Source organism: Paenibacillus sp. FSL R5-0749, from assembly GCF_038595085.1.
In the GTDB taxonomy this organism is placed as follows: domain Bacteria; phylum Bacillota; class Bacilli; order Paenibacillales; family Paenibacillaceae; genus Paenibacillus.
The window spans coordinates 4,310,026-4,335,137 of sequence record NZ_CP152005.1; the positions used below are offsets into that span (position 1 = coordinate 4,310,026).

Consider the following 25,112-nt stretch of genomic DNA (forward strand, 5'->3'; position numbering starts at 1 on the left):
CCCTACTGTGACCAGGCAAAGCCAACAAGTTCTTCCACTTCGGCTCTAAAGCGGCTTGTCCATACATTCTGTTGACTTAAAAGCATCATTATAGGTTGATGGGCATGTGGTTGCTGACGCATCTGTGATGCAATGGGTACATAACGATCTTCTCGACCTCGCAGCATATTAAACAACAGCTCATGCGCAAGCGGCATCAGTCGCAGGGGATATGAACCCACTTGTGCTACTGGTGCATGCGGAGCAAGTACATGTTCAATATCGATGCGGTACCAACTTTTGCGAGCCCATATTTCGAAGCCACCAACCAGTTCCAGCGCACATTCACCAACCTGATAGTGGCTTAGCAGAGAAGCATAAGGTCCAGTTTTATCCACTGTGGGCTCGTCAAGCATTTCCCCTGGAGCACTACGGTGAAGTTCCTTAGCAGCAGCAACATCCGCATAAATATCAATATCTCTGGGAGCCTGTTGCAACTCTACCCCCTGAAGCAGCAACCCACAGCTTCCTCCAAGCAACCATGTCTGTGGCTGTGTGTTCCAGGCTTTGGCCGTTTCCAGCAAAGCCGCGTGTAATTCCGGATAACGCTCTGTCCGACCCTCCGTATCATGCGGCCCCATAGGCTCACACTCCCCTCATCCGTGTTCATTGTGTCAGTTCTTATGATGTGCTTATGCGGATGTTAACCTTCAGGCATAGGAAATCAGGTCAGAGAAGCGATTCCACCGAAAAAGCCAATCAGCATAATCAAAAATGCAATGAAGGAAAGAATCCCTCGTACAATACCTTTTGTTTTGGCACGAGCAAACGTAATCAGGAATACAGATAGTCCCATAATGAGGATGGCGACCAATGACAGCCACATCTTGTCCATTGCGCTCATAATCCAGCAATCTCCCCTTCAGTCCGATATTCATCACTGACACTGTGACAATTGCAACCATTATAACACGAAATTCAGCGCAACTTTCCAAAAAAAAGACAAAAAAGCAAGCCGACAGGAGCCGACTCGTCTTTTTGTCTTACTGGATCACCTGCACATGCAGGCGTGATCTATTATTTTTTCATCATCATTTTCATTAACGATTCCATACTGCTCGGATTCAATCCGCTTTTCTTGACCGCACTCACAATATCCTTAACCGTATCCTCAGATACCGGAACTTTCGCCATGGCGGATACTTGTTTGATCAATTGGCGCAACTGAGCTTCATTTTGAATCGTCGTTGGTTTCACCGTGCTTGCCAATTTCTTGACGGCACCTTCTGTAATCGTTTTACCCGTTTTCTTGTTGATTGCATTCAGCGCATCTTTGGAAATGTTGTTACCCATTCGTCTCCCCTCCTCCGGCAATACTCATGTGTATAGTATGAGTCCGGAACAGAAAAGGTGAATAAGCTTCTCATTTCACAAATAGGTTTAGGCGGATTACAATCAGGAATGCCACTGCTCCCAGGTTTCAAGCTTCATGACTTCCATTTCAGTCTTCGGGTCACGTCCCATCAAGGCTTCAACTGCATCACGCGGCTGTCTCTCCTGGAATAAAACGTGATACAGCTGATCCGCAATCGGCATTTGCACACCGTATTTTTGCGAGATGAAATAGGCAGCTTGGGTAGTTCGAATGCCTTCTACCACCATGCCCATGGACTTCAGAACATCATCCAGCTTCTGTCCCTGGCCCAACATCGAACCTGCTCTCCAGTTCCGGCTATGCTGACTTGTAGCCGTTACAACCAGATCTCCGATTCCGGCAAGTCCCGAAAACGTTAGCGGATTCGCTCCCATCTCTACTCCAATACGTGTGATCTCTGCCAGACCACGTGTTAGCAAAGCGGCTTTGGCATTATCACCGAACTGAAGACCATCGGACATACCTGCACCAAGAGCAATAATGTTTTTGAATGCACCTGCCAGCTCAACACCGAGCATATCCCGATTCGTGTAAACCCGGAAATAGGCATTCATAAACAAAGCTTGAGCAGCCTCGGCAGATGACTTATCCAATGAAGCTACAACCACAGTAGTCGGACAACGCTTCACCACTTCTTCCGCATGGCTTGGGCCAGAAAGAACTACAACACGGCCTTCTTCACATTCAAGTTCTTCTGAAATGACTGTAGACATCCGTTTGAGGCTTTCTGTCTCAAAACCTTTGGTTGCATGAATGACTAACATCTCAGGCTTATAATAAGCCTTAAGCTGGTTCGTAACTGCACGCATGGCTGAAGAAGGCGCAACAATTAACACAGCTATAGCGCCTTCCACCGCTGCTTCCATATCACTTGTTGCCTGAATTCGTGGTGAAAGCTCCGCATCCGGTAGATAGCGAGCATTGGTGTGCTTGCTATTGATTTCGTTAGCCTGGTCTTCACCACGTGTCCACATCATCACGTCCAACTGATTGGCGGCAAGTACACTGGCCAGAGCTGTTCCCCAGCTCCCAGCAACCAGAACAGCAACTTTTTTAGACAACACGTTTACCCCCTCCAGGGTTTTTCGATCCCAATTTATTTTCCTGTCCTTTGGCGAGCTTCGCAATATTGGTACGATGTCTCCAGAACGCAAACAGACAAATAATCAGACTCCCCCAGAAGATATTCATTGAATATCCGGGTAATACCAGAATAAAGATGGGTGTAAATGCTACAAAAATCAGAGACCCCAATGAAACATACCGGGTCAATACAATAGACAGAATAGCGATCACCCCAGCACATAACGCAGGTAGGAAAGCAAGACTCACCAGAACACCAATGGCCGTGGCAATCCCTTTTCCTCCACGAAAATGGAAGTAAAGAGGCCAGTTATGTCCTGCGATGGCTGCTATACCACTGAGTGCAGGAATCCAGGCAGAACCGTTGCCGAGCCAGATTCCAATCCATACAGCTGCAACACCCTTAAGTACATCAAGTAACAGAACAGCAATAGCCGGTCCTTTACCCAATATACGCAACGTATTGGTAGCTCCTGCGTTTCCGCTTCCGTGCTGACGAATATCGATCCCCCGTATCGCTTTTGCAAGGAGGACACTAAAGCTGATCGAACCGAGCAGATAACTCAGCACAATCGCTGCGATTGGTAAAATCACACACTTCTCCCCTAACCTTCGTCGGACTTCCTCCGAGTAAATATACGGATTGGTGTACCTTCAAAGTTAAACGCTGCACGGATCTTGTTCTCCAGATAGCGCTCGTATGAGAAGTGCATCAATTCCGGATCGTTCACAAAAACAACCATGGTCGGTGGCTTAACGGCAACCTGAGTCACATAGTTGATTCTCATTCTCCGTCCTTTATCTGTTGGCGGAGGGTTAATAGCTACCGCATCCGATACGACATCGTTAAGCAGATGCGTCTGAACACGCAACGAGTGTTGTTCCGCCACATGTTTTACAACCGGCAATAATTTTTGTAAGCGTTGTTTTGTCAGGGCTGACAAAAATACGACTGGAGCATACGTCATAAACAGGAAGTGATCCCGAATTTTCGTCTCAAACTCTTTCATCGTTTTGTCATGCTTCTCGACTACATCCCATTTGTTCACGACAAACAAAGACGCTTTGCCCGCTTCAAATGCATATCCAGCAATATGCTTGTCCTGCTCAATAATGCCTTCTTCACCATTAATGACAATCAGAACGACATCTGCACGCTCAATCGCACGCATAGCACGCATTACACTGTATTTCTCAGTTGTTTCATATACTTTACCACGCTTACGCATACCTGCTGTATCAATCAGCACGTAACGTTGGCCGTCTTTTTCAAAAGGTGTATCAATCGCATCCCGGGTCGTTCCAGCCACATCACTTACAATGACACGCTCTTCCCCCAGAATAGCGTTCACCAGTGAAGATTTACCCACATTAGGACGTCCGATCAGAGCTACACGAATGACATCTTCGTCGTAAGTCTCTTCCTCAAGTTCTGGCAACTTCTCCACAATAGCATCAAGCAAATCACCTACACCTGTACCGTGACTTCCGGATACGCCGATGGGATCACCGAAACCGAATCCATAAAACTCATAAATGAGCTCACTTCGTCCGATATTATCCACTTTGTTAACCGCTACAACAATAGGCTTGCCTGAGCGGTATAGCATCTCTGCTACCTCTTCATCCGATTGCGTAATACCTGCTTTTGCATCACACATGAATACAATAACATCTGCTTCTTCAATAGCGAGCTCTGCTTGCATACGAATCGATTTTAAGATTACATCTTCACCATCAATTTCGATACCACCTGTATCAATAATACTAAATGGTTTACCGTTCCATTCACCGATTCCATATATACGGTCACGGGTAATGCCCGGCTTGTCTTCCACAATGGCCAGTCTGTCGCCGATGATCCGATTGAAAATGGTGGATTTACCCACGTTCGGTCGTCCGACAATTGCCACAACGGGTCTTGCCATACAGTCCACTCCTCCTGTCCATACTTACGATAATCATCATAGCAAAAAAGATAAGTCTTGGCTAACGTTTCATGCCAAATTACTTGCAATAAAAACAATCGGCGAACCCGCCTGGGGCTCGCCGATCTTGCTTTTATTATTCAGCAAAATATGCAGTATATAACTTAGAACCATGCATTGTTAACTTATTTGAATTTGCTGAGTTTGTCACCAAACAGTTCGCCGAGCGTAGTGCTCATACCTTGATTGTTCAAGGAAACGTTTGGATTGTTGATTTCTTCACGTGGAGCGTTGTTTCTTGCTGGACGCTCTGATTTTTGTGGTTGAGCAGGAGCTTCTTCAGTTTCTTTGATGCTCAAGCTTACACGTTGCTCAGAAGGGTTCATGTCCAAGATTTTAACTTGAACTTCTTGTCCTTCTTTCAGCACTTCATGAGGAGTGCCGATGTGTTTGTGGGAGATTTGTGAAATATGCACAAGTCCCTCAACACCAGGAGCGATTTCAACAAATGCACCGAAGTCGACCAGACGTTTTACAACACCTGTTACGATATCGCTGGAATTGAATTTCTCGCTTGCAGTTTCCCAAGGACCTGGTTGAACTGCTTTCATGCTCAGGCTGATTTTGCCTTTTTCAGGGTCAACTTTCAGCACTTTCACACTAACTTTATCGCCTTCAGACAGAACGTCGGATGGTTTTTCAACGTGTGTCCAAGCCAGCTCGGATACGTGAACCAAACCGTCAACTCCGCCCACATCAACAAAAGCGCCGAATTGAGTCAAACGTTGTACTGTACCTTCGATCACTTGACCTTCTTGCAAACCAGCCATAACCGTTGCTTTGTTTGCTTCGAATTCTTGCTCCAGTACGTCTTTTTGGGAAAGGATCACTTTGTTGTTCTCACGGTCGATCTCTTTCACTTTAACACGCAGTGTGCGTCCTTTGTAGTCGCTGAAGTCTTCAACGAAATGGCGTTCAACCATGGATGCCGGGATAAATCCACGCACGCCCACGTCTGCTACCAGACCGCCTTTAACAACATCACCTACAACAACTTCGAATACGTCTTGGTCTTCAAAATGCTTTTGCAATTGATCCCAAGCGTTTTCGCTGTCGATTGCACGTTTGGACAGAACGAGTTTTTCTTTCTCGTCGTCGATGCTAAGAACTTTAGCTTCAACTTCTTGTCCAACTTCTACTGCATCAGACGCGCTGTCCACATGTAATGAAGACAGTTCACGAATTGGAATGACACCGTCATATTTATATCCAATGCTCACATAGGCTTGGTTATCTTCCAATTTGACGATGGTTCCTTTTACGGTATCTCCTTTTTTCAAGGAAACGAATTGATCCAACTCATCTTGGGTTGCTTCTTGATTTTTCATTTCTTCCGACATGTCAAATACCCTCCTCAATTCAAAAACCCCATTATATTCAAACCTGCCTGTAGCAGAGTTCAAAACACTTTCATCACTGAGTACTCAAGCTTTAGTCTCCCTCAAAAATATGGAAACATGCACTCAGCTACCGACGAAGCCATTACTTGCTTGGCACGCCCGTTTGCACCATTTCGTTAATCTTGGACATAATCTTTTCAGTCGCCTTCTCCAGAGCTTCTCCGGAGGGGTCTTCCTTGAACTCGTCCAAACTTACTGGTGCTCCATATACAACTTTCATCTTACGAAAAACTTTGTAGTTACCGATAATAGCAGTAGGAATAACTGTAGCGCCACTACGGAGAGCAAAACTCGCTGCTCCTTTTTTGCCGATACCTCCATCATTGTGACGGCTTCCCGAGGGGAAGATCCCAAGCACTTGACCATCACGCAAAATATTGAGTGAGGTTTTGATGGATTCCTTGCTGACACCTCCACGTTTAACGGGGAAAGCGCCCACGGCTTTGATAATTCGGCCGAGTACCGGAATTTCAAACAATTCGCTTTTGGCCATGAAACGCACCTGACGGCGAATTTTGATACCAACAGTTGGAGGATCGAAATTACTAATATGATTGGAACATAAAAGTACGCCGCCTTCTTCCGGAATATTCTCCCGTCCAACGGCCTCCAAGCGGAAAAGAATGGTGTAAATGATCCGCAGTAATGTGCTGCAAAATGTGTAAATCATAGACCGATCTCTCCTCTGACCATTGTGCAATAAGATACGATTTTGTCAACCACTTCATGAATGTTCATCTTTGTTGTATCCAGGACGATAGCATCCTCAGCACAACGCAGTGGGGAAATTTCCCGATTCTCATCCAATCTGTCACGGGTGGCAATGTCTCGCTCCAGCTGTTGCAACGTCAGTCCTTCAGAGGGGTCCAGTTCTTTGAAGCGGCGAAGCGCACGCTCTTCCACACTGGCAGTCATAAAGATTTTCACTTCCGCATCGGGCAATACTGTCGTTCCGATATCGCGTCCATCCATAACGACGCCCTTGCGCAAAGCCATTTGCCGCTGAGTATCCACTAATTGCGTACGCAGCCCCTCGATTTGCGCATATCGGGACACGATTCCCGTCACTTCACGGGAGCGAATTTCCGAGGTTACTTCTTCCCCATTACAGAACACTTTCTGTCCGTCGGGATCCGGTTGTAAATCAATGACCAGCTTTTGGGCTTCCTGAAGTACCTGTGTCACTTCTTCTGGCGCAATATCTTTCCGAAGCATGTGCAAGGTTACCGCACGGTACATTGCGCCTGTATCGACGTATACATACGCGAGCGCCTCTGCAACCAATCGGGCCACCGTGCTTTTCCCGGCACCGGCAGGTCCGTCAATTGCAACGTTCATTTTCCCGTTCTCTGATGTGTTCTGGCTTGCCAACGGGGCATTCCTCCTCAAACGATAAACCTCAATAAAAAAACAGGCATTGCCTGCATCGTGAAAATTATACCACACTCTACACATGGATGCAAAAACAGACAAATCAGCGCTGCCCGTACTCATTCACCGTTTGCAATTGAACTGGCGTTCCTTCCAGACGGTCAATCGTGGTCAAATTCTTTTTGAAGCCTGGTACCAACAGCAGTAATTGATACACCACAAGCAGGATTAAAAGGCCTGTAATCAGAATCGTAACCCTTCGTTCCATTCGTCTGGAGAAAACATAATAAAGTCGTTCATATCTGCGGGTTGCATGACGATGATTCAAGACAATTCCTCCGTTTTTTACATTACAGTGCCCGCAGTTCCCTCTATTTATGCCACAACATTCCTATTTCGTGCGATAGTCCAGTTGCCGTTCGAAACAAAACTTGATAATTTTCTGGCGCTCCGAATCTGAGATCTGCACAAATTTCAGCATGCATAACTGTCTGCCGGTTTCCAGGGTTTTGATCCGCACAACTTCAGCTTCAAAATTCACATGTTCTATGATTGAATTCCGGTATGGAACAAGCAACCAGCATTTCAATTTTTGACCTTCAGCTATTGGAAACCCTGATTCGCCGTAGATGGACAATCCACCGCCACCAATATCTTCAGTCAATCCGACGGCACGGGTCAGATCTTCACTCTGGATGGCCAATTCGAGATTTGCATGAACACGAAGAAAGCTACGCCGTTGTATTTTGGATATATCGCTCGCAAGCGGTTTGCGTATACGAACAAGACGAACCACATCTTCTTCAAATCCTGTGACAAAGGTATTAAAATAATGTCTGACTCCATCTTCCGTAATGTATGAAATGGACAGTTCCTCTCCGAAAAAAAGTCTTTTCAGACGGCTGCTTCCTTGTTGCATTGGGACCTCAATCAGAAAACTGCTGTCATCCATATCTGCAATGCGTGATTTGTACTCTTTGTGTTCCTCTTTTTCATCTGCAGAAGCAATCTGGATGAATAAAATTTCATTTATTTTAGGAAACAAGCTGTTCACCGCCACTTTATGTATTTATCTTCGTATGTACAAGGACTATTATACCATGACCTTTCTCACATTGAACAAGAAAAAAACAGACCACATCGTGGTCTGCCGCAATTATTCGCTCAACTTAAAATTGAGATTATCCATCTTTTTATGAGGTTGCATTGACCGGTTTGATCTCTTCAACCGCTTCTTCTATTCCTGTATTCGCATTAATGTATATCCGGTAACGAGAACCATTAATTTTCCCTCCGAATTCATAACACAATACTTCTTTGCTGTAATCATTCTCAATCAGAGATTTTCGTACATAATTTTCTTCAAAGTCTGAGTTGAGCTTTTGACGTGCCTGTTGCTCCGTAAGTGTTGCTTTCGGAATTTTGCGCTTGTCATTATGTTCATAGACAAAGTCACTCGCCTGAAATCCGGTTACTTCTCCTGTATCCAGTCCTACACGAACTGACATTTTCTCAGGATAGATCAAGGTGTCCCCTTGCTTACGCACGTAAGTAAGGTTACCCAAATTACCAAATTCATCGTAATTGACGGCTTTCATATCTTTGTAGCCTTTATTCGTTAGAAATTGATCTGCTTTTGCCATGGCATCCTGACGAGATACTTTTTTGGTTCCAATCGGACGTGTATCACTATAAGAGATAAGCATCCCCCCATTACGGGTGAAATCCATCATCAGTTTGCCATTGTTGGCATGATCGACCGTCGCAGTATACGATTCCCAGTCCGTTCCTTTACCGTTTTCCTGCACCTTAATTTTGCTGCTGTCCGCATCAGAGAATTTTGCAGCCTTGCTCTGAATCTGTTCTTTGGTCACCGGCATGCCGTCCAGTTTCTTGACTGTTCGTTTGGCATAGATATTGGATACGGAAGGACCCCAATCCAGCTCCGGGTATTCCTGCACCTTTTTATTCACTGTACGAAAACCGTCAACAATCGTGTTATCCATGGATTGCTCTTGTGTTGCCATAGCAGTCTCCGCGTCCATCCAGCGCAAACGGTCCGTCAGCACTTTCTGCTGTACATCCTGCAGATTCTTGGTAATTTCGGATGAATTCTGATACAGCTTTTTCAAGTTGCCCATTTCCTTCTCACTGAGCGGCTCGTTCGTCAAGTCACGCATCGACGCCCGATAGGCAAAGTTGGAAATGCGAGAGAGGAATTCCTCTGTCTCGTTAAATGGCAACATGGTGAGTGGCAGCTGGTTAATCTCATTCTGTGCTTCACTGGTGAGTCGCCATACATTCATCAAACCTTTGCGGTGCATCCCCTGTGATGTGGAGTGAACCGCCAAGGTGTTGCCAATCTCCGAATGCAATTTATCCATATGAAAAGATAAATCGTGAAAGGCACGCTGATATTGATTCTCTGCCTTGATCAGAATCGCATTCTTCTCCTGATTCTCCTGATAGCCCCACACGAGCGCACCGACCAGCAGAACCGCAAATATCGGAAACATAACTGAACTTAAACGTTTATACATCGGTAGAGTCTCCTTTCTTCTAAACCACTACCTCTATTGTGGATCGAAGAAAGACCTCTTATGCATGCGATTTCCAGTCCTTACACAAGCAGGCTGCTGAAGTACCGTTAGGGTCCTGCTTTTAATTCAACTGAACCCCAGTTGCCATGCCCTCTTCTTCAATTTCGAACTGGTCTCTGTTATCACAGAGGCACTGCTTGAATCCCGTCTCAATTCGGCCCCGTTCTTTCTTGCCACGTAATGTAAAACGTTCACCACATTGTTTGCATCTGATTTTAATTTTAATTCTCATCACAGTTAATCTCCGTTTCTGTTGGTCATTCCCCGGAGTATATTTCGCAAAAATAAAAACACACCGGAGCCATAGGCGCAATATGCGCTTTATGTCCACCAGTGTGTCCGTATTTTTATAATTTAACCTCTTCCTCCCGCTTCACAAAACGAAAAGGAGAACGGTTATTGGCACGTGTGATTTTACCCATTGCCCCATACCACAGGCCCGCCATTAGCGGCGCTATAAACCATAACCAATAATTCACCATAGTGTTCATGATGACATCGTATAACGCATGCCAGAAAAAAGGTAACACAAGGGAAAGAACCAGGTACCACCGCTTTTTCTTGCCACCGATAAACTTGGCCTTGCCCATGTAATAACCCATGATTACCGCAAACATAGCGTGCCCTGATACAGGGAGCAACGCCCGGAGAAACATAGCTGAGACGGATGCATTCCCCGCAAAGGCATACAACACATTCTCAACTGTGGCAAATCCAAGCGAGACAGCAACTGCATATAAGATCCCGTCATACGGTTCATCAAATTCGGTGTGATTGTAGATGATATGATAAAGCACGAACCATTTGATGAATTCTTCCACGCCACCTGAGATCAGAATGGACTCAACATAAGGATTATCTCCGAGCCACATCATCATGCCACGCTGAATGATCATCACTGGCAATACCATGAGAATCCCCATAAGGAACACTCGCAATACCATATGAAGTGGCTCATAATCATAACGGTCTTTCAGGTAAAAGTATGTTAACAAGGCGAGACCCGGAGCAACTGCTGCCGCTAAGACCGAAAACAAAAGCACCGAAATTCCCTCCTCTGACTAAAGACGCGATTACAACTAGAGATTAATCCTGGCGTTTGAAGTGGGTGCAGATAACATCAATCGCTTGTGCAGGAATAACAACTTTACCATACTCTTCCATAACTGCCGGAGTCACTGAGGAGCCTTCACCAAATTCAGCAAGCAAGGCAATCAATGCCGCATGTTTGGTGGAATCAACCTCATCTGGCTCCAAATGCAAGAACCACTTGTCTTTATAAGAATAAAGTCTCCCAGCATCCGTAACATGCTGACGCAACATATGTGCAGCTTCAATGAGCACTTCAAAGTCCTTGAACGCATAGACGATGGAATCGCTTTGCTCGAGTGTAACTTCCATTTCATATACTTCTTCAGGAAGATCATCTTCATGACCTGAACCATATTGTTGCGGATCATATTTTCCACGTGTGACAATGACAACCATCCCTTGAGCGGGAAGTGCGAATACTTCGACAGCGAGTGGACCCGTGGCATCAAATCCAAGTTCGGAATAGGCCTGATCCATCATTTCAGTGAACAGTTCATGAACCTTAGGTATTTCCTGCCACATATCTTCTTTTTGTATTCCGCGCTCGCTCAGATCGTCAAAGGTCAGGAAAATCCGTATCTTATCGTGACTTAGTCGTTCTATTTTCATACAGGATCTCCCCTTTATAAGCAAGTCTTATAACAGATTATGAAGCACAAAACAATATGTGCTGAAAATAAATCTATGTAGTTATGTTATCATTTTATACCTCTAAATGCACGAAGTAAAATCGACAAAAAAGAATCATTCCACAGCCAATCAAGACTGTGGATGATTCTAATTGGAGGTTTTGGTTTATAAACCCGGTACTGTTGTGTTTGTTTGGCTTAAAATTTGCTCAACTTCATGCTTCACATCTGGATTAGTGCGAATAAAATCTTTGAGCATACTCATATTCGCTTCTTTTTCCTGCGGTGTGATTGCTCTTGCGCTCTTTGCCACTGGATTTTTGTGTGATTCACCATGTTGATTTTGCTTGCTTGTGAACCCATCCATACCCGGGAAAGTCATCTCCATCATCTTATGTTTTGCCTGATCCATCATGTTTCGTGATGAACCCGATGACATCATGGGCAATTTGCCTTTGGACAGCCATGAACTGGCTGCAACACCAATCACAATGCCCCAAAAAAAGGATGACGTCTTCATTACACCAACCTCCTTCAAGTGTTAAAATCATATTTAGTGTTTGCGGTAGTGAGCAATCTCATTCCGCATAAATACAGGAAAGCGAGTTGAAATCATGTTCAGACATACAGCCTCCCTGATTATTGCTGCAAGTTTGCTGCTGTCAGCCTGTGGGGTAGCCGAAGAAAAAACATCAGAAAATTCCACATCAGCAGGCGAATCCACCACGATTCAAGAAGAACAAAGTAATTCTAACCCAGCTGAAACAGGAGAATCCGGAACCAGTGCCCCTGAACTCTCAGCGAATGATACAACTGTGACTGAAGAAGAAACCGAATCTTCGGGAAAGGTTTCTACAGAAGAGAAAGTGGAAAAGACCTATCATATGAATGAAAATTATTATATTAAACCGAACGATGATACAAGCCAAAGCAAAGTGGTCTTGTTAACGTTTGATGATGGACCCAAAGAAGAAAAAATGATTACTTCACTAATCGACACTCTTGATAAACACAACGCCAAAGCGATATTTTTCGTCAATGGATATCGGGTGAAAAGTCATCCGGAATTGCTCAAACTTATCCACGAACGGGGTCAGATTGTAGGCAATCATGCCTGGGATCATGAGGATCTCAAAAAAATGTCTAATGCTGAAGCGGCAAAACAGGTTACAGATGTCCAAAAAATAGTGAAGGATACCATTGGTGAAGAACCGCAATTCTTCCGCCCACCTTTTGGATCGGGTAATGATGCACTGAAAGCTGCTGTGAAGAAAAATGGCATGTTATATATGACATGGTCTAATGGTTCCCTTGATTGGGATAAAAGCACCAAAGACAAACCGGAAAAAGTCATTCAAAATGTAATGGACCAGTTAAATCCAGGAAGTAATATTTTGATGCATGAATTGCCATGGACGGTTGAAGCATTGGATGAGTTGCTGACCAAGCTCGAAAAGAAAGGCTACGCATTTGTCGATCCGCGTGCAATCGAATTGGAAACTCGTTAAATCCTTATTTCTCGTATGTGTAAAGTTAAACAGCCTTGATCCAATGGATCAAGGCTGTTTCTCTGTAAGTGCTTTTTCCGCGGGCGCTCTTAATGTGATGATATGCATCTCCGCAGGACAACCTAGTCGGAGAGGAAGATGATTCGTACCGTATCCTCTGCTGACCAGCATTTTACCTTCTTGATGAACGTCCTCCGGATTGCGCTTCAGGGAGTACCACCCATTCGATATGGGACGATACGCTTTACTAAGGAAAACGGGTCCAAAAAATGGTAATACCAATTGCCCGCCATGTGTATGACCACTTAAAATAAGATCTGCATTTTGCTCCAAGCGAAGGGCCTGCAAAGGATCATGAACAATCGCAATTTTGCAAAAACTGTCGCCGATCTGCTCTAACAATTCATCGCCCTGTCTGGAACGATAATCTATACCGATCAGGCTTAATTTGTCGTTGCCCCTTTGTAGATATTCCACATTATCCTGCAAGAGCTGAACGCCCGATTGCTGAAGAATACGAGCAAGTTGAGCGGTACCAGCCCGCTTGTCATGGTTGCCATACACGGTAAAAGAAGGAGCAATGTTCGATAAGAGTTTCATATTATGTCTTACTAGAGACCATGAGATTCCTCTTTCCGCAACATCCCCACCGATCAGAACCCAGTCCACCTTGTTTTTAAAGTTTGCCAGATCCTTCTGCTTTAGATTGCGCTTATGAGTGTCGGATACATACAAAATCATGGCCCCATCAAAGGATGTTGGCAGATGAGGAACTTCGACCTCTTCTTCAATCAATTGATGAACATGGGCTTGACGCCACATATGAGAGAGTAGCAAAATTCCAATCAAAATGACTAATCCTGCGAGTAATAACATTACCACGGCAAGGGAAGGAACGTATTCAGAGCGGGGGCCCCTTCTACTCCCCACCAAACCAGACTAATCGTTAGCATGACAAAAATAAAAATGAGTGAATTGACAAACCTCTTACTCAATTTTAAACGACGTGAAGGATGTAATTCTGTCCGTGTAGGAAGCGAACCCGCTTCGGGGATCGATTCTTCTGTCGATTTTGGCGTTTTTTTGGAGCGTGATGGTGCCCTTTGAGGAAGTACTGGACTTTCCAGCTTTTCTGTATAAGGCTTGCGCTGTGATCTAGGTAAAGTAACGGAAGTAATTGGTGTAATTCCGCCAACCTCAGCAGCTGCTGCTGTTTCAGCAACGATGCTTACTTGAGAAGCCATCTCTCGCTCGGATGTCTCTTTTTTATCCGATTGACGATGGCGCTGACTGCCATATGTCTTCATTCTACTTAATGGCTGATTCATGATCCCCTCCGAAAACGTATCGCTAATCCGGACACCAAATCAATAATAAAGTGACATAATATAGGCGCCCATAATGTGCCGGATTGCAGGTAAATCCAACCCAATCCATAACTTGAGACAAACACCCAGCCTGTTGGAATCCAGTGGCGCAAATAACGAATGTGGATAACTGCAAATAAAATACTTGTCCAGTAAGGACCGATGGCATGTTGAATGGCTCCACGGAATAATAATTCCTCACACACAGCAACAATGGCTGCTATACATACAATGTGCCAGATCGGACGTCCACGGAACAACATCTCGTTAATTCCACCGTCATCCATGCTTTCCTGAGGTATAACATACGACAGTACCAAGTCCATAACAAGCATAATGCCAGCAAGACCAAGACCCCACCATACAAATTGGTAATTGTCAGGCCATGCGAGTACATCTAACAAGTTTCGTTTTTGCAATAAGATCCACACAACTCCGATAATCAGTGTCAGACCTTGAGTAAAGTATAGATTGATTAAAAGCAAACGCTCGGTGAGCTGCTGTGGCTCAGCCTTCTGAATCTTGAACTTGGGAAACTTGAATTTTTTCATCGGATACGTCTGTCCTCTTGAGTTAAATTTGATGGATAACAATTACGTTGTCCAATCGGATAGTATACTAAATCATAGCCAAAAAACCAAATAGGTTCAAGGCCTGCCCCAAGTCCTGGTTTTGCGTCAGTGACATTACTTCATTAAAGCAGTAAAATCCGGTTCACCAAACAGCTTACATTCCATCTTCTTGTAGTAGATAGAATAAGGAATGCATTGCTTATGGTGTCTTGGTATAGGTACGAAGCGAAAGCCATCTGCGAAACAATTTAAAACATTTAAGCCTATTGACATGCTCATGTCAGCCATGATACATTATGAAAAAATTAGTCACGTTAAACACGATGATGGAAAAAAGACGTTGCTTCGTCTTACAGAGAGCCGATGGTTGGTGTGAATCGGTGGCAGGCAATGGTCTTGAGCGCTCCTGAGTTATTGCATTGAAATTGGAGTAGGTGCAATCGGTTTAGACCCGTTATCCTCTTCGGTCTTCATTGACCGCTAAGACTGTCGTTGCGAAACGGCGGTGAATTAGGGTGGTACCACGACAACTCTCGTCCCTTATTGCGCAAGCAGTATGTGGATTGAGAGTTTTTTGATTTATTTTAATGGATATCTGTGGAATCACTCTATTTGCTTCACCTTCCCCCTCTGTTGCGACACCGCGTTGTTGGGCGGAAGAATCAACCTGGTTTTAAGGAATACCTCTTCCCTGAGGTCAAACCTTGACGATATAGATACACATACCTAAGGAGGAAGAAACCATGTACAAAGTGTTAGTGTCGGACCCAATCAGTGATCTCGGTATCCAGCAACTGGTGGATGCAAATGATGTTGTTGTTGAGAAGAAAACCGGTCTTAGTGAAGATGAACTTGTTGCCATTATTGGTGATTATGATGCCCTCTTGGTTCGTAGCCAGACTCGTGTTACAGATCGTATTATGACGGCGGGTACCAACCTTAAAGTGATTGGACGTGCAGGTGTTGGTGTAGATAACATTGATCTGGAAGCTGCTACACAGCGCGGGATCATCGTTATTAATGCACCTGATGGCAATACCATCACAACCTGTGAGCATACGTTTGCCATGATGATGGCATTGGCACGACACATTCCTCAGGCATACGCCAAGACTATTCAGGGTACGTGGGATCGTAAAACCTTCCTGGGTGTGGAATTAAGAAATAAAACGCTAGGTGTACTGGGTATGGGACGAATCGGTAGTGAAGTTGCCAAACGCGCTAAAGCATTCGGAATGGACATCCTTGCATACGACCCGTTCCTGACGGAGGAGCGTGCCGAGAAGCTGCAAGTGAAGCTGGCTAGTGTAGATGATATCATTCGTAATGCGGACTTCATGACCGTTCATACGCCATTAACACCGGAAACACGGCACATGATTTCACGTCCACAATTCGAAGTTATGAAAAAAGGCATGCGTATCATCAACTGTGCTCGTGGTGGTGTAGTTGACGAGATGGCACTTGTGGAAGCAATTGACGAAGGCATTGTTGCTGGAGCAGCATTTGATGTATTTGAAAGTGAACCACCTGCTCAGGACCATCCATTCCTGAATCACCCTAGCATCATCGTCACACCTCACTTGGGTGCATCGACTGTTGAGGCACAAGAAAACGTGGCAATTGACGTTTCTGAACAGGTTCTTCACATTCTGCGCAATGAACCTTTCAAGAACGCAGTTAACATGCCGGCTGTTGCACCAACCGTAATGAACAAATTGCAGCCTTATTTCAAATTGGGTGAAACATTGGGAAGTTTTGCAGCACAGATTACACAAAATGCAGTGCAGGAGATCCGAATCGACTATGCTGGCGAACTTTCTGAAGTAGATACATCGCCTCTTACGCGTTACATTGTGAAGGGTATTCTCGCCAGACATTTGGGTGGGGAAGCCAACATCGTCAACTCCATGCATTTGGCCAAAATCCGTGATCTGAATGTGGTTGTAAGCCAAACCTCTGCAACCAAAGGATTCACTAACCTGATTACTGTAACATTGGTTACAACTCAGGATGCTGAGGAACGCCGTGTAGCAGGTACATTGCTTGCAGGTTATGGAGAACGTATCGTTCGTCTGGACAAATTCCCGGTAGATATCGCTCCGGAAAGTCATCAAATCTTGATCTCACATAACGATAAGCCAGGTATTATCGGTCGTGTAGGAACACTGCTTGGACAAAACGATGTCAACATCGCATCCATGCAGGTTGGACGTAAAATTATTGGTGGTGCAGCCATCATGATTCTGACCGTAGATAAAGCTGTGCCAAAAGACGTGCTTGTGCAGCTTGCTGCGCTGCCTGAGATCAATACTGCTGTTGAAATCGTGCTGGAATAATCATACGTATTATAAATGTAAAAGAAAAGACGGGACCATCATGGTTCCGCCTTTTTTTGTCGCGAATTAAATTCAGTATCCATTTCAATTTTCAAGTTAAATTTGATAATGGTGAGTGATACTTCTGGCCGTGCACTTTCGGTTGCCCCAAACACCTGTTGTTTGATTGACCACTATCTGGAAAGAAAGAGAAACCCGAGTTATAAAAACGATTTGGGTTTCTCTGGATTCTGCTGCACCTATCCCGTAATGAGTCCCTCTTCTTTTGCCCACTAGTGATTCATCTTAAGACGTTATCAGACAATTAACTTAACTGAATAATATTTAGTGTAGATCCTGGAGGAGAAAGAATAGCTGTGCCAATAAGCCCGAATAATTGTAACTGTATTGTTGAACCAGCCGTAACGGTAACCATAAAGTCAGACTGAAGCTGACTGAGCGAAAGTGCTGGAGATACTACACTCGCTGGAATAGCTGTACCATTAAGTAAAACCCGAGATTGAATAGCAAGTGCAGCTGTCAGATTTATTTTGTATGAGATGTAATAACGACCTGCATTGGCAAGTGTGAAGGTGTCATTTGTCCCATTGACGGTTATACCTGTGCCGATATTTTGGTTATTCGGCAATGGAACGAGTGTACCTCCCAATATTACAACAATCGTACCATTAGTGTTCTCAGCAAAAGCAGAGTTAGATGTTACAGATGTTCCGGTTGCACCGGTAGCTCCCGTTTCACCAGTAGCACCCGTTATACCGGTACTTCCTGTTATGCCGACTCCTGTGGCCCCGGTTATCCCGGTTATCCCTGTTGCTCCTGTTCCCCCAGTTGCGCCCGTTGGTCCAGTGCTTCCCGTTACACCAACTCCTGTCGCTCCTGTTTCACCAGTGACACCCGTTAGTCCGGTTGTACCTGTAGCTCCTGTAACCCCAGTCGTTCCGGTCGCCCCTGCAAGACCCGTTACTCCACTTACTCCCGTTTCACCAGTAGCACCCGTTATACCGGTACTTCCTGTTATGCCGACTCCTGTGGCCCCGGTTATCCCTGTTGCTCCTGTTTCACCAGTTGCACCCGTTGGTCCAGTGCTTCCCGTCACACCAACTCCTGTGGCTCCGGTTATCCCTGTTGCTCCTGTTTCACCAGTGACACCCGTTAGTCCGGTTGTACCTGTAGCTCCTGTAACCCCAGTCGTTCCGGTCGCCCCTGCAAGACCCGTTACTCCACTTACTCCCGTTTCACCAGTAGCACCCGTTATACCGGTACTTCCTGTTATGCCGACTCCTGTGGCCCCGGTTATCCCTGTTGCTCCTGTTTCACCAGTTGCACCCGTTGGTCCAGTGCTTCCCGTCACACCAACTCCTGTGGCTCCGGTTATCCCTGTTGCTCCTGTTTCACCAGTGGCACCCGTTGGTCCAGTGCTTCCCGTTACACCAACTCCTGTGGCTCCCGTTATCCCTGTCGCTCCTGTTTCACCAGTGGCACCCGTTGACCCGGTACTTCCTGTTATGCCAACTCCTGTTGCTCCAGTTAACCCTGTCGCTCCTGTCTCACCAGTGGCTCCCGTTACTCCCGTACTTCCCGTTATGCCGACTCCCGTGGCTCCAGTCACACCTGTCGCTCCTGTTTCCCCTGTCGCACCCGTTGACCCGGTACTTCCTGTTATGCCGACTCCTGTTGCTCCAGTTAACCCTGTCGCTCCTGTTTCACCAGTGGCACCCGTTGGTCCAGTGCTTCCCGTTACACCAACTCCTGTGGCTCCGGTTATCCCTGTCGCTCCTGTTTCCCCTGTCGCACCCGTTGACCCGGTACTTCCTGTTACGCCGACTCCAGTGGCCCCCGTTATACCTGTTGCTCCTGTTCCACCAGTGACTCCGGTTAGCCCTGCCGTTCCCGTCGCTCCTGTTTCCCCAGTTGCACCGGATGCCCCTGTGTCTCCAGTACTGCCGGTTACGCCAACTCCTGTGGCTCCCGTAACACCCGTTGCCCCTGCGCCCGCAAGCAACGTAAAATCCGGTGAAGTCCCTGGCGTTCCCGTTGGTGATGCCACATTCGCGATATACGTACTTCCATTAAACGTTACGACCTGACCGACTGGATACGTCGGCGCAACTGCTGGATCGAACGGCACCACTCCCGTGAGTCCTGCACCCGTAACACCCGTTGCTCCGGTATTTCCTGTCACTCCAGCTCCCGTTACACCTGTCACACCTGTTGCTCCCGCACCCGCAATTAATGTGTAATCCGGTGATGTACCCGGTGTGCCCGTTGGAGATGCAAGATTGGATATATACGTACTGCCATTAAACGTTACAACTTGGCCGGCTGGATACGTTGGGGCTAAGGCTGGATCAAATGGCACGAGGCCACTCAAACCTACGCCTGTCGCTCCTGTTACACCTGCTGTTCCAGTGGGCCCCGTAGATCCTGCACCTGCAAGCAGTGTATAATCCGGCGATGTGCCCGGCGTTCCTGTTGGTGATGCCACATTCGCGATATACGTACTTCCATTAAACGTTACGATCTGACCGGCTGGATACGTTGGCGCTACCGCCGGATCGAATGGCACAACACCATCTAATCCAATTCCTGTGGCCCCGGTAACTCCCGTTGCTCCTGCGCCGGCAAGCAATGTATAATCCGGTGAAGTCCCCGGCGTTCCCGTTGGTGAGGCTACATTGGCAATATACGTACTGCCATTGAACGTTACTACTTGACCCGCTGGATACGTTGGGGCTACGGCTGGATCAAATGGCACGAGGCCACTCAAACCTACGCCTGTCGCTCCTGTTACACCTGAAGTCCCTGTAACTCCGGTACTTCCCGTTACCCCGACTCCGGTGGCTCCTGTAACTCCCGTCGCTCCTGCGCCTGCAAGCAACGTATAATCTGGCGACGTGCCCGGCGTGCCCGTCGGTGAGGCCACATTGGCGATATACGTACTCCCGTTAAACGTTACAACCTGACCCACTGGGTACGTTGGGGCTACCGCTGGGTCGAATGGTACGATACCACTCAAACCTGCACCTGTCGCTCCCGTTACACCTGAAGTCCCTGTAACTCCGGTACTTCCCGTTACCCCAACTCCGGTGGCTCCGGTAACTCCCGTCGCTCCTGCGCCTGCAAGCAACGTATAATCTGGCGACGTGCCCGGCGTGCCCGTTGGTGAGGCTACATTGGCAATATACGTACTGCCATTAAACGTTACTACTTGACCCACTGGGTACGTTGGGGCTACGGCTGGATCAAATGGTACGATACCACTCAAACCTGCACCTGTCGCTCCCGTTACACCTGAAGTCCCTGTAACTCCGGTACTTCCCGTTACCCCAACTCCGGTGGCTCCGGTAACTCCCGTCGCTCCTGCGCCCGCAAGCAACGTATAATCCGGCGATGTACCCGGCGTTCCCGTTGGTGCAGCTACATTGGCAATATACGTACTGCCATTGAACGTTACAACCTGACCCACTGGGTACGTTGGGGCTACGGCTGGATCAAATGGTACGATACCACTCAAACCTGCACCTGTCGCTCCCGTTACACCTGAAGTCCCTGTAACTCCGGTACTTCCCGTTACCCCAACTCCGGTGGCTCCGGTAACTCCCGTCGCTCCTGCGCCCGCAAGCAACGTATAATCCGGCGATGTACCCGGCGTTCCCGTTGGTGCAGCTACATTGGCAATATACGTACTCCCGTTAAACGTTACAACCTGACCAACTGAATATGTTGGAGCCACGGCTGGATCGAATGGCAAAATGCCTGTTAGTCCTGCCCCGGTTGCTCCCGTTACACCTGAGGCACCTGTGGCTCCTGTAGGTCCTGCTCCTGCAAGCAATGTATAGTCTGGCGAAGTCCCTGGAGTACCCGCAGGAGAAGCCACATTTGTTATATACGTACTGCCATTTAAGGTAACAACCTGACCGGTTGGATACGTTGGAGCTACTGCAGGGTCAAACGTAACTGCACCATCAAGGCCTATGCCCGTAGCTCCAGTCGAACCTGTAACTCCAGATCCTGCTAGCAGTGTATAATCTGGTGAACTGCCGGGTGTACCTGTTGGTGATGCCACATTGGTAATATAAGTACTTCCCCCAAATGTGATGATCTGTTCAGCGGGATAGGTTGGTGCTAATGCCGGATCGAATGGCACGATACCACTTAAACCTACGCCTGTGGCCCCGGTTGCTCCTGTCGTTCCTACACCCGTGTCTCCCGCAGCCGCAAGCAGCGTGTAATCCGGGGAGCTTCCTGGTACTCCTCCAGGACTTGCAACATTCGTAATATAAGTACTCCCGTTGTACGTAACAACCTGACCGGTTGGATATGTCGGGGATTGAGCCGGATCAAAAGAAGTTATTCCAGTTAGGCCTACACCAGTTGCACCGGTGTCCCCTGCAGCCGCAATTAATGTATAATCTGACGAAGTTCCCGGTGTTCCTAAAGGACTGGCAACACTTGTAATGTACGTACTCCCGTTATACGTAATTATCTGACCGGCTGGATAACCCGGGGCAAGCGCTGGATCAAATGCTAATGCACCCGTTAAACCAGCTCCGGTTGCTCCTGTAGCTCCGGTCGTTCCTCCCGCCAACAAAAGAGTGTAATCCGGGGAACTCCCAGGTATACCCAACGGACCGTTTACATTAGCAACATAAAGATTCCCCTCATAGCTTACTACCTGACCCTGAGCATATGTCGGTCCAAGTGCTGGATCATATCCGGTAATATTGTTTAAACCTACACCAGGTGCTCCTGCCGGACCCTGTGCTCCCTGTGGGCCAACTGGTCCTACTGGGCCGATTGGTCCAATTCCTCCTGCTGGTCCAGTAGCACCTTTCACCCCGGGAACACCCGGAACACCTGGTACTCCTGGTACTCCTGGAACTCCCTGTGGGCCAGTTGGTCCGGTAGCTCCTCCGTTTCCAAGAGTTGTCGTCGCCCGACTTAAGGATAACGATATCGAACGGATTAACCCCACGAATTTATCTTTTTCTACAGGTGGCACTTCAAGAAGTAACGTCACACTCAATAAATCATCTAGTAAATGTTGCAAGTTACCTGCGAGATTAATTAAAGGAACAGGAATAACCTCTGAGCCTGCAATCGTTAATTCCAGTACTGCTTGTAATTCTGCTTTTACCCCGGCACGAAATCCGGATTCATTTACAAATGTAAGTAACGGGCGTAATCCATTCTGTAATGCTAGTATATTGGCTGAAGTCGGCTGGCCGAGTGCAGCTGGAATAGTCACAGCGAGAGAACGCAGTATGGATTCAAATTGCTCCTGTTCTTTAGTGGTTATGGGAATAAACGGAGAGCCCGCTCTAAAAGATCTGCCTTCCAGAAAAGCTTTAATATTGACCCTTTTTCGATCATCGGACATGCTTAACTCAATCCTCCTCTATCTTGCTTGCTTTTCAAGCTTATGTAACATAGGAAGGAAAATTATCTTGGACACTCTTTTTAGTCAAAAATAAAAAAAATCATGTTCCACGTTGAACAAGATTAAACGGTACTCTTCAACAAAAAACACCCTCCGTAAGAGGGTGTTTCCGCACTTTTTGTATGAAATCAGGCTATTTCGATGAATCCAAGGGAAATTGTAAAATAAACTCTGTTCCTTCGCCAAGCACACTGTTGACGGTAATCATGCCTTGATGCGCATCAACAATATTTTTCACAATCGCTAACCCAAGCCCTGTACCTACACTTTCTCCCCGAACACGAGCCTTGTCTGCTTTGTAGAATCGTTCGAAAATAAATGGCAAGTCGGATGAAGGGATACCTACACCCTGATCCTTCACTGAAACTCTAACGAATGGCGCACGAAGATAAGTGACCCGCTCTGCCGAGATCATTACATTTTTGCCAGTCGGCGTATGCCTGAAGGCATTATCCAGCAAATTCGTAAAGACTTGCTCAAGTCGATCCTCATCTGCCTGTTGAAGTTCAATGGTTGGCTGTTCACATTCGAAGTGCAGTTGAATTCCCTGTTCTTTCGACCGCACTGAGAACTTCCGGTATACACGCTCAAGTAGTTCTCCAAGGTCAACTTCCTTCATCACCATGTCCGTGTGTCCAGCTTCCATCCGAGCCAGATCAAGCAGGTCTTTGACCAATCTGCCCATCCGCAGGGACTCATCATGAATAACCTGGATAAGTTCTTCGCTCTCTTCCGGTGAGGTTGCCATACCGTCCAGTAGGGCTTCACTGTAACCTTGCATCATGGATAGCGGAGTTCGTATTTCATGAGATACATTAGCCACAAAATCACGCCGCATTTTCTCCAAACGCACTTCTTCTGTTACATCTCTCAAGACAGCCACAGCGCCTCTGACAACACTGTCAGCATACAACGGTGCCATCTGGACAGACCAAACGCCTTGCTGTACATGAACATTGGAGTTCTGGTCCCCACCTTGCTCCATCACCATTCTGAACAATGGAAGAAGGGGCTCAGGTACATCACGTGAAGACTTGTCAAACTGTTCAGAATCTTTTCCTTCGTCCACTTTCGCCCAATCCAGATCATACCAAGTCTGCATGATCTTCTCTCCTGGCGGATTCGTCAGAATAACTTTGCCTTCACCATCAAATGTAACCACCGCATCGGTCATGCTTCGAAGCACACTAGCCAAATGTTCCTTCTCATGGTTAAGGTTTCGAATATTATCTTCCAGTTGGGCAGCCATATGATTAAAAGTATTGGCCAATTCACCAATCTCATCACTCGTTACCAGGGAGAGACGTGTTCCGTAGTTGCCTTTGCGAATCGCATTGGCTGCCTGAATCAATTGCTGCATAGGCTGCGTTATTTTGGTGAATAGGAACAATGCAAAAAAGGTAGTTAAACTGAATCCGATAATACAGATATAGGTGAACAACCGTTTAATATCTCTGGACTCGGATTCTGCAAAGTTCGTATCAATGTAGGGCAGCAAAAAAAGACCCAGCGCTATAAGTACACAACCCACAAGGCAGATAATAGTGATCCATAACTTCCCGACCAGCGATCTCCAGAAACTTAAACTACTTCGGTACTTCCAGTTTATAACCGACACCCCACACCGTCGTAATCATGGCCGCCGACTCTGGCGATACCTTGTTAAGTTTCTCGCGAAGACGCTTCACATGCGTATCCACGGTACGAAGATCGCCAAAGAACTCGTAGTTCCATACATCTTTGAGCAATTCTTCTCTGGAGAACACTTTGTCGGGAGATGTTGCCAAGTAGTGCAACAATTCATATTCTTTTGGTGTAAGGCTAATCTCTTCACCACCAGCCGTGACCCGGTGGGCATCATGCTCAATAACCAAATGTGGGAACACGATGTTATTACTCGAATTGCTCTCCTTCGAGAGATAAGCTGTCGCGGAAGATCGACGCAAAATCGCTTTGACACGATAAATCACTTCACGCGGACTGAATGGTTTTACTACGTAGTCATCAGCGCCAACTTCGAAGCCTTGAACCCGGTTAATCTCTTCACCTTTTGCAGTGAGCATCAAAACCGGCGTTGATTTCACCTGACGAAGACGGGTACACACTTCAACTCCATCCATACCCGGTAACATCACATCAAGCAAAATCAGTCCGTAGTCCCCTGCTGTTGCTTTACGCAGCGCAGTTTCCCCATCCTCAGCTTCATCAATTTCATAACCTTCTTTTTCGAGATACATTTTCAAAAGTCTGCGGATTCTCTCTTCGTCATCCACGACCAGTATTCGATTCTCATGTTCAGCCATGCCTCT

General features: G+C 46.5%; 24 protein-coding genes and 1 other annotated feature. Of the genes, 2 read left to right on the forward strand and 22 right to left on the reverse strand.

What is annotated here, in order from left to right; all coding sequences use genetic code 11:
• Positions 1-2: 2 nt before the first annotated feature.
• From MKY85_RS19135 to MKY85_RS19210, 16 genes are all read right to left on the reverse strand, one after another.
• On the reverse strand, positions 3-620 hold the full coding sequence (locus MKY85_RS19135; protein ID WP_339235238.1) for a hypothetical protein: 618 nt from the start codon (positions 618-620) through the stop codon (positions 3-5).
• Between the two features lie 83 nt (positions 621-703).
• Positions 704-883 carry a DUF2768 family protein gene (locus tag MKY85_RS19140; protein WP_278294380.1) on the reverse strand — a complete coding sequence of 60 codons (180 nt, stop codon included), beginning with the start codon at positions 881-883 and terminating at the stop codon, positions 704-706.
• A gap of 173 nt (positions 884-1,056) precedes the next feature.
• Positions 1,057-1,332, reverse strand: coding sequence for a stage VI sporulation protein F (locus MKY85_RS19145; protein WP_017687687.1), 276 nt, complete (start codon positions 1,330-1,332; stop codon positions 1,057-1,059).
• Between the two features lie 102 nt (positions 1,333-1,434).
• The gene (locus MKY85_RS19150; protein ID WP_339235240.1) at positions 1,435-2,475 is read right to left on the reverse strand and encodes an NAD(P)H-dependent glycerol-3-phosphate dehydrogenase; all 1,041 of its coding nucleotides are present in this window, start codon (positions 2,473-2,475) and stop codon (positions 1,435-1,437) included.
• Positions 2,468-3,091: a glycerol-3-phosphate 1-O-acyltransferase PlsY gene (gene plsY, locus MKY85_RS19155; protein WP_339235242.1), complete on the reverse strand. Its 624-nt coding sequence runs from the start codon at positions 3,089-3,091 to the stop codon at positions 2,468-2,470. Before plsY ends, MKY85_RS19150 begins: the two co-directional genes overlap by 8 nt.
• Before the next feature lie 11 nt (positions 3,092-3,102).
• Complete coding sequence (der, locus tag MKY85_RS19160; RefSeq protein WP_253438644.1) at positions 3,103-4,425, reverse strand: ribosome biogenesis GTPase Der; 1,323 nt, start codon at positions 4,423-4,425, stop codon at positions 3,103-3,105.
• A 185-nt stretch (positions 4,426-4,610) separates the two neighbouring features.
• On the reverse strand, positions 4,611-5,825 hold the full coding sequence (gene rpsA / locus MKY85_RS19165; protein ID WP_062835205.1) for a 30S ribosomal protein S1: 1,215 nt from the start codon (positions 5,823-5,825) through the stop codon (positions 4,611-4,613).
• Positions 5,826-5,967: 142 nt separating this feature from the next.
• Complete coding sequence (locus MKY85_RS19170; RefSeq protein ID WP_339235244.1) at positions 5,968-6,555, reverse strand: lysophospholipid acyltransferase family protein; 588 nt, start codon at positions 6,553-6,555, stop codon at positions 5,968-5,970.
• Entirely contained in the window at positions 6,552-7,256 is a 705-nt protein-coding gene (gene cmk / locus MKY85_RS19175; protein ID WP_339235246.1) for a (d)CMP kinase, read from the reverse strand. Before cmk ends, MKY85_RS19170 begins: the two co-directional genes overlap by 4 nt.
• A gap of 103 nt (positions 7,257-7,359) precedes the next feature.
• On the reverse strand, positions 7,360-7,584 hold the full coding sequence (locus MKY85_RS19180) for a hypothetical protein (protein ID WP_342570552.1): 225 nt from the start codon (positions 7,582-7,584) through the stop codon (positions 7,360-7,362).
• A gap of 63 nt (positions 7,585-7,647) precedes the next feature.
• The gene (locus tag MKY85_RS19185) at positions 7,648-8,301 is read right to left on the reverse strand and encodes a flagellar brake domain-containing protein (protein ID WP_339235250.1); all 654 of its coding nucleotides are present in this window, start codon (positions 8,299-8,301) and stop codon (positions 7,648-7,650) included.
• Between the two features lie 148 nt (positions 8,302-8,449).
• Complete coding sequence (gene ypeB / locus MKY85_RS19190) at positions 8,450-9,796, reverse strand: germination protein YpeB (RefSeq protein ID WP_339235252.1); 1,347 nt, start codon at positions 9,794-9,796, stop codon at positions 8,450-8,452.
• A gap of 121 nt (positions 9,797-9,917) precedes the next feature.
• Positions 9,918-10,088, reverse strand: coding sequence for a hypothetical protein (locus tag MKY85_RS19195; RefSeq protein WP_167350887.1), 171 nt, complete (start codon positions 10,086-10,088; stop codon positions 9,918-9,920).
• Between the two features lie 115 nt (positions 10,089-10,203).
• Positions 10,204-10,899, reverse strand: coding sequence for a glutamic-type intramembrane protease PrsW (prsW, locus tag MKY85_RS19200; protein ID WP_339235254.1), 696 nt, complete (start codon positions 10,897-10,899; stop codon positions 10,204-10,206).
• 43 nt (positions 10,900-10,942) lie between these two features.
• Entirely contained in the window at positions 10,943-11,557 is a 615-nt protein-coding gene (locus tag MKY85_RS19205) for a genetic competence negative regulator (protein WP_076209900.1), read from the reverse strand.
• Positions 11,558-11,743: 186 nt separating this feature from the next.
• On the reverse strand, positions 11,744-12,097 hold the full coding sequence (locus MKY85_RS19210) for a hypothetical protein (protein ID WP_339235257.1): 354 nt from the start codon (positions 12,095-12,097) through the stop codon (positions 11,744-11,746).
• A 94-nt stretch (positions 12,098-12,191) separates the two neighbouring features.
• Here MKY85_RS19210 and MKY85_RS19215 point away from each other — a divergent pair, with 94 nt between their 5' ends.
• Positions 12,192-13,085 carry a polysaccharide deacetylase family protein gene (locus MKY85_RS19215; RefSeq protein WP_342570553.1) on the forward strand — a complete coding sequence of 298 codons (894 nt, stop codon included), beginning with the start codon at positions 12,192-12,194 and terminating at the stop codon, positions 13,083-13,085.
• Positions 13,086-13,133: 48 nt separating this feature from the next.
• Here the strand turns inward: MKY85_RS19215 and MKY85_RS19220 are convergent, their stop codons facing one another.
• The 3 genes from MKY85_RS19220 to MKY85_RS19230 are packed head-to-tail and all read right to left on the reverse strand — an operon-like array spanning position 13,134 to position 15,003.
• Entirely contained in the window at positions 13,134-13,934 is an 801-nt protein-coding gene (locus MKY85_RS19220) for a metallophosphoesterase (RefSeq protein ID WP_342570554.1), read from the reverse strand.
• Between the two features lie 26 nt (positions 13,935-13,960).
• Positions 13,961-14,413, reverse strand: coding sequence for a hypothetical protein (locus MKY85_RS19225; protein WP_342570555.1), 453 nt, complete (start codon positions 14,411-14,413; stop codon positions 13,961-13,963).
• On the reverse strand, positions 14,410-15,003 hold the full coding sequence (locus MKY85_RS19230) for a type II CAAX endopeptidase family protein (protein WP_339235264.1): 594 nt from the start codon (positions 15,001-15,003) through the stop codon (positions 14,410-14,412). Before MKY85_RS19230 ends, MKY85_RS19225 begins: the two co-directional genes overlap by 4 nt.
• A gap of 335 nt (positions 15,004-15,338) precedes the next feature.
• Positions 15,339-15,568: a binding site (T-box leader), on the forward strand.
• 199 nt (positions 15,569-15,767) lie between these two features.
• Between MKY85_RS19230 and serA the strand changes: the two genes are divergently transcribed.
• Entirely contained in the window at positions 15,768-17,363 is a 1,596-nt protein-coding gene (gene serA, locus MKY85_RS19235; RefSeq protein WP_253438670.1) for a phosphoglycerate dehydrogenase, read from the forward strand.
• A gap of 304 nt (positions 17,364-17,667) precedes the next feature.
• Here serA and MKY85_RS19240 read toward each other — a convergent pair whose 3' ends face one another.
• The 3 genes from MKY85_RS19240 to MKY85_RS19250 form a co-directional block, all read right to left on the reverse strand.
• A complete protein-coding gene (locus MKY85_RS19240; RefSeq protein WP_342570556.1) occupies positions 17,668-22,743 on the reverse strand; it encodes a collagen-like repeat preface domain-containing protein in 5,076 nt (1,691 codons plus the stop codon).
• 193 nt (positions 22,744-22,936) lie between these two features.
• A complete protein-coding gene (locus MKY85_RS19245) occupies positions 22,937-24,334 on the reverse strand; it encodes an ATP-binding protein (RefSeq protein ID WP_339243132.1) in 1,398 nt (465 codons plus the stop codon).
• Between the two features lie 55 nt (positions 24,335-24,389).
• Positions 24,390-25,106: a response regulator transcription factor gene (locus tag MKY85_RS19250; RefSeq protein ID WP_017687664.1), complete on the reverse strand. Its 717-nt coding sequence runs from the start codon at positions 25,104-25,106 to the stop codon at positions 24,390-24,392.
• Positions 25,107-25,112 lie beyond the last annotated feature (6 nt).